Origin of the sequence: Occallatibacter sp. (assembly GCF_036502485.1) — a bacterium.
In the GTDB taxonomy this organism is placed as follows: domain Bacteria; phylum Acidobacteriota; class Terriglobia; order Terriglobales; family Acidobacteriaceae; genus Telmatobacter.
On the sequence record NZ_DASXYM010000072.1, the window covers coordinates 1 to 6,811 of the forward strand.

General features: G+C 62.3%; 5 protein-coding genes. 4 read left to right on the forward strand and 1 reads right to left on the reverse strand.

Annotated features, from left to right (window positions below; genetic code table 11):
• The coding region (locus VGL22_RS10810) for an Ig-like domain repeat protein (RefSeq protein WP_465266930.1) at window positions 1-1,492 on the forward strand (1,492 nt) is incomplete at its 5' end.
• Between the two features lie 59 nt (window positions 1,493-1,551).
• Here VGL22_RS10810 and VGL22_RS10815 read toward each other — a convergent pair.
• On the reverse strand, window positions 1,552-3,021 hold the full coding sequence (locus VGL22_RS10815) for an SPOR domain-containing protein (RefSeq protein ID WP_465266931.1): 1,470 nt from the start codon (window positions 3,019-3,021) through the stop codon (window positions 1,552-1,554).
• 342 nt (window positions 3,022-3,363) lie between these two features.
• Between VGL22_RS10815 and VGL22_RS10820 the strand changes: the two genes are divergently transcribed.
• The 3 genes from VGL22_RS10820 to VGL22_RS10830 all read left to right on the forward strand — a co-directional run.
• A complete protein-coding gene (locus VGL22_RS10820; protein WP_465266932.1) occupies window positions 3,364-4,845 on the forward strand; it encodes a serine hydrolase domain-containing protein in 1,482 nt (493 codons plus the stop codon).
• Complete coding sequence (locus tag VGL22_RS10825) at window positions 4,788-5,072, forward strand: hypothetical protein (RefSeq protein WP_465266933.1); 285 nt, start codon at window positions 4,788-4,790, stop codon at window positions 5,070-5,072. The genes VGL22_RS10820 and VGL22_RS10825 overlap by 58 nt, the downstream gene beginning before the upstream one ends.
• A 180-nt stretch (window positions 5,073-5,252) precedes the next feature.
• On the forward strand, window positions 5,253-6,811 hold a 1,559-nt coding region (locus VGL22_RS10830), incomplete at its 3' end, for a sodium:solute symporter family protein (RefSeq protein ID WP_465266934.1).

Genomic DNA, 6,811 nt, shown 5'->3' on the forward strand with positions numbered 1-6,811 from the left:
GAGTCTCTGGTATCTGACCAACCAATTCGTCTATTCGTCGGGCAGCGGGGCGTCGTTTGCCGTCGACGGAAGCGACAACCTCTACAACTTCTACAACTGGGGAACCACCACCTGCTACATCCAGGAAGAATCCCTCTATCAAGCCGAATATTCACCCGTGGCCAAACGCGTCGCAGGCGGTTCGGCTTGCGGATTCAGCGGCGACGGCGGCCAGGCCCGCAGTGCCGAAATCAGCAACAAGCTCGGTCAGATTGCTTTTGACGTAGCCGGAAACCTCTACTTCGCCGACGCGGGCAATCAGCGCATCCGACGCATCGATGCGGCCACCGGAATCATCAGCACGATCGCCGGCAGCGGGACCGCTGGCTACAGCGGCGACGCCGGCGCGGCAACTCTCGCCACGTTGAGCAACCCGACCGGCGTGGCCGTCGATTCGCAGGGGCAGGTGTACATTCTGAGCAACGTCCCCACCGCCGGCCCAACCCAGGTCGTGCGTAAAGTCGGCAATTTCGGGTTTTGGTACTTTGCGCCCCAGCTTAAAGGATCCACGAGCGCAGCCAAGGTATTCACAGTGGCCAATACGGGGAACTCCGTAATGACGCTCTCCGCCAACGCCTTCTTTGCCGGCAACAACCCCACCGAGTTCGCCATCGATCCCGCAACCACCAGCTGCGCGCTTACTGCCGGAGCAACTCTTGCCGCGGGGCGCAGCTGTAACATCGGCGTCTTCTTCAAGCCCGCCGCCGCCGGGAACCGCGGAGCCCAACTCGTGATCCCAACCAACACCATCACAGGAACCAATTCCATCCACCTCGGCGGTACCGGCACTCTCCCCGCACCTACGATGACCATCACGTCGCCCACGGGAGGCTCATCCGTCAAGACGGGAGTCACCGTCACCTTCGCAGTGAGCGTGACCTCTACGGCAACCACCAAACCCACTGGCACCGTCACCTTCAAGGCGAATAGCGCTACCATCGGCTCCCCGGTCACGCTGTCCTCCACCGGCACCGCTTCCACCGTCTTTAGCGAACCGTCCGCGGCAAGCTACACCCTGTCGGCTGTCTACAGCGGCGATGCAAACTACGCGACTGCTACAGTCACTGAAAGCCTGGTCGTCACCACCGTTGCGGCTCCGGTCAAGGTCAATCTCACCCCGGCGGCCACCCCGCTATCGGCGTGCAGCCCCGCCAGCTTTACCGTGCAGGTCTCCTCATCGTCGGGCCAGCCCACAGGCACGGTGCAGTTGAAGAGCGGCGCCTCCGTGCTGGGCTCCAAAAGTCTCACCAATGGTGCGGCATCGCTCACCGCCGGCGCCATGGCAGCCGGCTCCCACACCTTCACCGCCAATTACAGTGGAGACAGCCTGCACCCGCCGGCGACCTCCGCTCCCGTCACCCTCACTGTTCCGGCTGCGACCGCATCGTGCACCGGCGGCAATCCACCCAGCGTCGGTGGCGTAAGTAGTCCCCATCGCATATCGCTTCGTTAAACAAGAAAGCCCTGGATCGGTTCTCCGATCCAGGGCTTCCTGCCGCCTGTCCGCAAGGATCAACGCCCGCTGTAATTTTGCGCATAGCTGTCGCGGGGCAATCCCAACCCGCGCACCTTAGCCGCCAGCGCATAGGCGTCGTCACGGTCCATCGCCCCACCTACCGTTACCAGCCACGGCGCCCGGCCGCTCGGGGAAAAGGCCTCGGGCCGGAGATCAGGGTGCTTCTGCGCAACCGACGCAGCCTTCTTCCGCGCCTGGTCCTGGCGATTGTAAGTGAACGCCACAACCCGCCACTGCTTCTTCCCGTTTCCAACCGAAGGTGTGGCTGATGCCGCTCGCGGCGCGGCATGCTGCGGAGTGACGGCGCGATCCGGAGCCGCCGGAGCGTGCGAAGACGCCTCCGCAGCAACCGCGGATTGGGCTGCCGCAGGATGTGCGGAGAAGCGACGCGCGAACATCCATCCCAGAAGCACAACCACCAGCAGCAGCACTCCTCCCGTGATCCACTTGCGGCGGTCACGTTCAATCGCGGCCAGCCACGCCTGCACGTCGATTGCGGGGCGATCCGGTCCCGGAAAGCGCGTGTGTTCCTCCGCTAGAACCCCGCGGCTGCGGCCCGGCGCGGTCCACGGCTCCGTCCGCGGCTGGAATCTGGCCTGCGCGTTCGTCTCCGCTTCCGCGGACTTCTCCCCTGCAATGCTCTTCATTGCCTCGCGCAATGGCGCGGCAGTCGGCACCACAGCGGCCGGAGTTGCTGCAGCCTGCGCGGACCTCGGTATCGCCACCTGCGCCGCCGCGGCCCTGGCTTGCGCGCCTTTCGACGGAGCCGCGCTCGTCGCCTTGTGCCGCGCCAGCGCTGCCTGGACCTCCGTCAGCTTCCACTCGCCGCTCATCCCCTTGCGCACAATGTCATTGAATGGGGCGGGGAGGCTCGCCACGCGCGACGGATCCACCCCTCGCGGGCTCCCCAGCAGAACCTGTGCCAACACCACCGCCAGGTCGTGCACATCGCGGCGCCGCGCCGCAAAGCTGGCCTCTCCCTCGGGCGTCTCGCGAATGCAGTCGCTGCGCAGCTTCACCGTCTCGCCCACCGCATAGATGTTGCGCGCCTCAATGTGCTCATGAACAAACCCGTTCGCGTGCAGCATCTCCAGCGCTGAAGCGATGCTGAGCCCAATCTGCGAGGCATCGTCCGGCGACAGGCGTCCGCGCTCCAGCACATCCCCCAGGTTCGCGTCCACGCGCTCAAAAACGGCATATACGGCCGTGATGTCGTCGGCCTCAATCAAAAACTGGCCGAAATGCTCGATGCGCAGAAAGCTCGCGTGTCCCAGCGTCTGCACACCGCGCCAGCGCGCCAGAATCTCGTCCTCGTCAAAGTGGCACTCGATGATGCGAATCAGAACCGACTCGCCGTTTGCGTTGCGGGTGGTGAAGAATGCGCTGCGGCCTTCGGTCTGCAGCAACTTGCTCAACGCGAAAGCCTTGTCGATGGTTACGCCTTCAAACTCGGTCCACAGATCCATGGGAATGCCTGCTTGTCACTTTGAATTTTCTCTTCAAGGCGGAGGCCCGTCAGGGCACAGAACAACAACGCGGGGCAAAGCTGAGACGCGGATGCGTGCAAAGCGGCTCTAATTATGGTTCGATTATGCACGATCCCGCGGCGCTGTGGTGTTGGCGAGTGGGATTCCACAGGAAATCTGCTTGGGTAAGCCACTTGCGTTGTGCTTTCGCACTTCTTCTGTGTCATCGCTGCCCGGAATCTGCCCTCGTTTTGGCCCCTGTCACGTGTACGCCGTCATCGGCGTACGCTTGGCCAAACGAGCACGTATAATCCGCGGTGAAACCGCAGGGAGGACTTCGGGATGACGATGACGCGTTCGAGCCTGGCGCTTGCTGGCTTTCTTCTGACGGCTGCCTTCACGCAGGCGCAGACTCTCTCACCGGAGACGACGGCGAACATAGACAAGCTTTTCGAAAAGTGGAACCGGCCGGACTCCCCCGGCTGCGCCTTGGGCGTTTATCAAAATGGTCAGATCGCTTACGAGCATGGCTACGGAATGGCTAATCTGAACGACGACGTGACCATCACGCCGGCAACCGTGTTTCACGTTGCCTCCATGTCCAAGCAGTTCACCGCGGCATCCATCATTCTGCTGGCCGAACAGGGCAAGCTCTCCCTGGACGATGATGTGCACAAATACATCCCGGAGTTGCCGGACTTCGGCGAGCACATCACCCTGCGCCACCTCATGCACCACACCAGCGGCGTGCGCGATCAATGGGCCCTCCTCGGGCTCGCCGGATGGCGCTACTCGCAGGACCTGATCACGGATGACGACGTAATGTCCGTGATGATCCATCAAAAGGCACTCAACTTCAAGCCGGGCGAGAAGTTCCTTTACAGCAACAGTGGTTTCACTCTGCTGGCCCTGGTGGTCAAGCGCGTCAGCGGCCTGTCGCTTCGCGAGTACACAACAAAGAACATCTTCGAGCCTCTCGGCATGACCCATACGCATTTCCGAGACGATCACGAAGAAGTCATCAAGCACGACGCGCTGGGCTATGAGCAGGACGGCGAGCGCAAGCCCTGGCGAATGAACCTGACCAACTTCGACACCGCGGGTGCTACCAGCCTGCACACCACCGTCGAAGACCTTCAATTGTGGGATGAGAACTTCTACCATCCTAGGGTGGGCGGCCCTGAGTTCGTGAAGCAGATGCTGGAACCTGGCCGCCTCAACAACGGCAAGCAGCAGGACTACGCGTCAGGACTTTCGATCGGGACCTACAAAGGCTTGCCCACGGTTGGCCACGGAGGCGCCGATGCCGGATACCGTTCAGATATCGTTCGCTTCCCGGGGCAGCACTTTACCGTGACAGCGCTCTGCAACCGGGCCGATGCCAGCCCGGGCTCCCTCACGCGACAGGTGGCGGATATCGTTCTGGCAAAACTGATCAAGGAGCCCGCGGCCGCTCCGCAGAAAGATGCAGCCAAGCCCACCGGTGTAGTGGCGTTGACGGCGAAACAGATGCAGGCCATAGCAGGCACATACTGGAAACGGGACGAGGATGATTATCAGAGGGTCGTGCTCAAGGATGGCTCTCTGCAGTTGGACTTTGGCGGAAACGAATACCATGCGCTGAAGCCGTTCGCCGAATCGCACTTCCACATCGCGGATGTCCCCTGGACCGACCACATGGACCTGCACTTTGTGGCGGCGGCGGAGGGCAAGCCTGCCCGTCTCGAGCAGTCGTGGGACGGTGACAAACCTGATGTCTACGATGGGTGCGGTCGGTCGATCCCACGCCGGCACAGCTCGCCGACTTCGGCGGCTCCTATGTAAGCGAGGAGATCGACCCGGCGTACCGCTTCGAGGTGCGAGACGGCCACCTCACGCTGTTGCGGATGAAGCAGAAGCCGGACGCGCTACGGCCTGCTACGCAGGATGTATTCATCGGTCAGGTTGGCACGCTTCGCTTCACCCGCGATGCCAATCAGCACATAACAGGATTCGTCCTTGATGCGGGCCGGATTCAAGGCATGCAATTCAGACGACAAGCCGCTATGTAGCCGTTTGCGCAAGCAGTAATCTCGCCCGTCCCGAATAACTGGTGGTCGCCTTGACAACGTTTACATTTTCCACTGGACGCACCCGCACCCCGCTCCTATACAGTGGTACGCGGTACCTTACCCAGTTCTGCGCCTCGCCGGCCGCACCCTCCGCCCAAAGGAGTACGCTCACACACCCTTATGAATGCCGCCAGACTCACCTACGTCGATTGGCTCATCATGATCCTCTACTTCGTCTTCGTGCTGGGCATCGGCTTTGCCCTCAAGCGCTACATGAAGACGAGCAAGGATTTCTTCCAGGCCGGCCGCGCCCTTCCCGCGTGGATCTGCGGACTGGCGTTCATCTCCGCCAACCTCGGCGCGCAGGAAGTCATCGGCATGGGCGCCTCGGGCGCCAAGTACGGCCTCGAAACTGCCCACTTCTACGGCATCGGCGCCATCCCCGCCATGATCTTCGTGGGCATCTTCATGATGCCGTTCTACTACGGCTCCAAAGCGCGCAGCGTGCCGGAATTCCTGCGCCTCCGCTTCGACGAGAAGACTCGCGCACTGAACGCCTGCTCCTTCGCCGTCATGACCGTCTTCTCCTCCGGCATCTCCATGTACGCCATGGCCCGGCTGATCCAGACTCTGCACGTCTTCGACGGCCTCTTCCAGCACCTCGGACTGGCGCCCGGCGGCATCTTCACCTTCGCCATCATCCTCTCCGCCATCATCGTGCTCGCGTACATCTTCCTCGGCGGACTCACCAGCGCCATTTACAACGAGGTCCTGCAGTTCTTCCTCATCATCGCCGGGTTTCTGCCGCTGGTCCTCATCGGACTCAAAAACGTTGGTGGATGGGCCGGCCTCAAAGCCACGCTCCCCGTGGCCTATATGCATGAGTGGCGCGGCGTGCTGCATCCCTCCACCAATCCCATGGGCATCGACATCATCGGCATCGGCATGGGCCTCGGCTTCGTGCTCGGCGCCGGCTACTGGTGCACCGACTTCCTGGTCATCCAGACCGCCATGGCATCCAAGAACATGGACTCGGCGCGTCGCGTTCCCCTCATCGCCGCCGTTCCCAAAATGCTGTTCCCGTTCCTGGTGATTCTGCCCGGCCTCATCGCCATTGCCATCCCCACCCCTCGCTCTACAGAAACCATCACCCGCAACGCCGATGGCTCCATCACCCACAACATCCAGGTGGTCTCGGCCCAGATGGAGCAGGGGAAGGGAATTGTCCCCGCCAAAGTTAACCCCGTCACCGGGCAGCCCATGCTCGACGCCAGCGGCAAGCCGCTCCTCGATTACGACATGGCTACGCCCAATATGCTGCTGCACTACTTCCCCACCGGCATCCTCGGCCTCGGCCTTACCGCCCTGCTCGCCAGCTTCATGTCCGGCATGGCCGGCAACGTCACCGCCTTCAACACGGTCTTCACTTACGACCTCTACCAGTCCTACGTCCACAAAGGCGCCAGCGACCGCCACTACCTGATGGTGGGCCGATGGGCTACCGTCGGCGGCATTCTGCTCTCCATCGCCACCGCCTACGCTGCCATCAGCTTCAACAACATCATGGACACGCTGCAGCTTGTGTTCTCGTTCGTGAACGCGCCCCTGTTCGCCACCTTCCTGCTTGGCATGTTCTCCAAACGCACCACCGGCCACGGCGCTTTCACCGGGCTCATCTGCGGAACCGGCGCCGCCATGATTCACCACGGCCTTACCCTGCCCATCGAGGCGCACCCCGG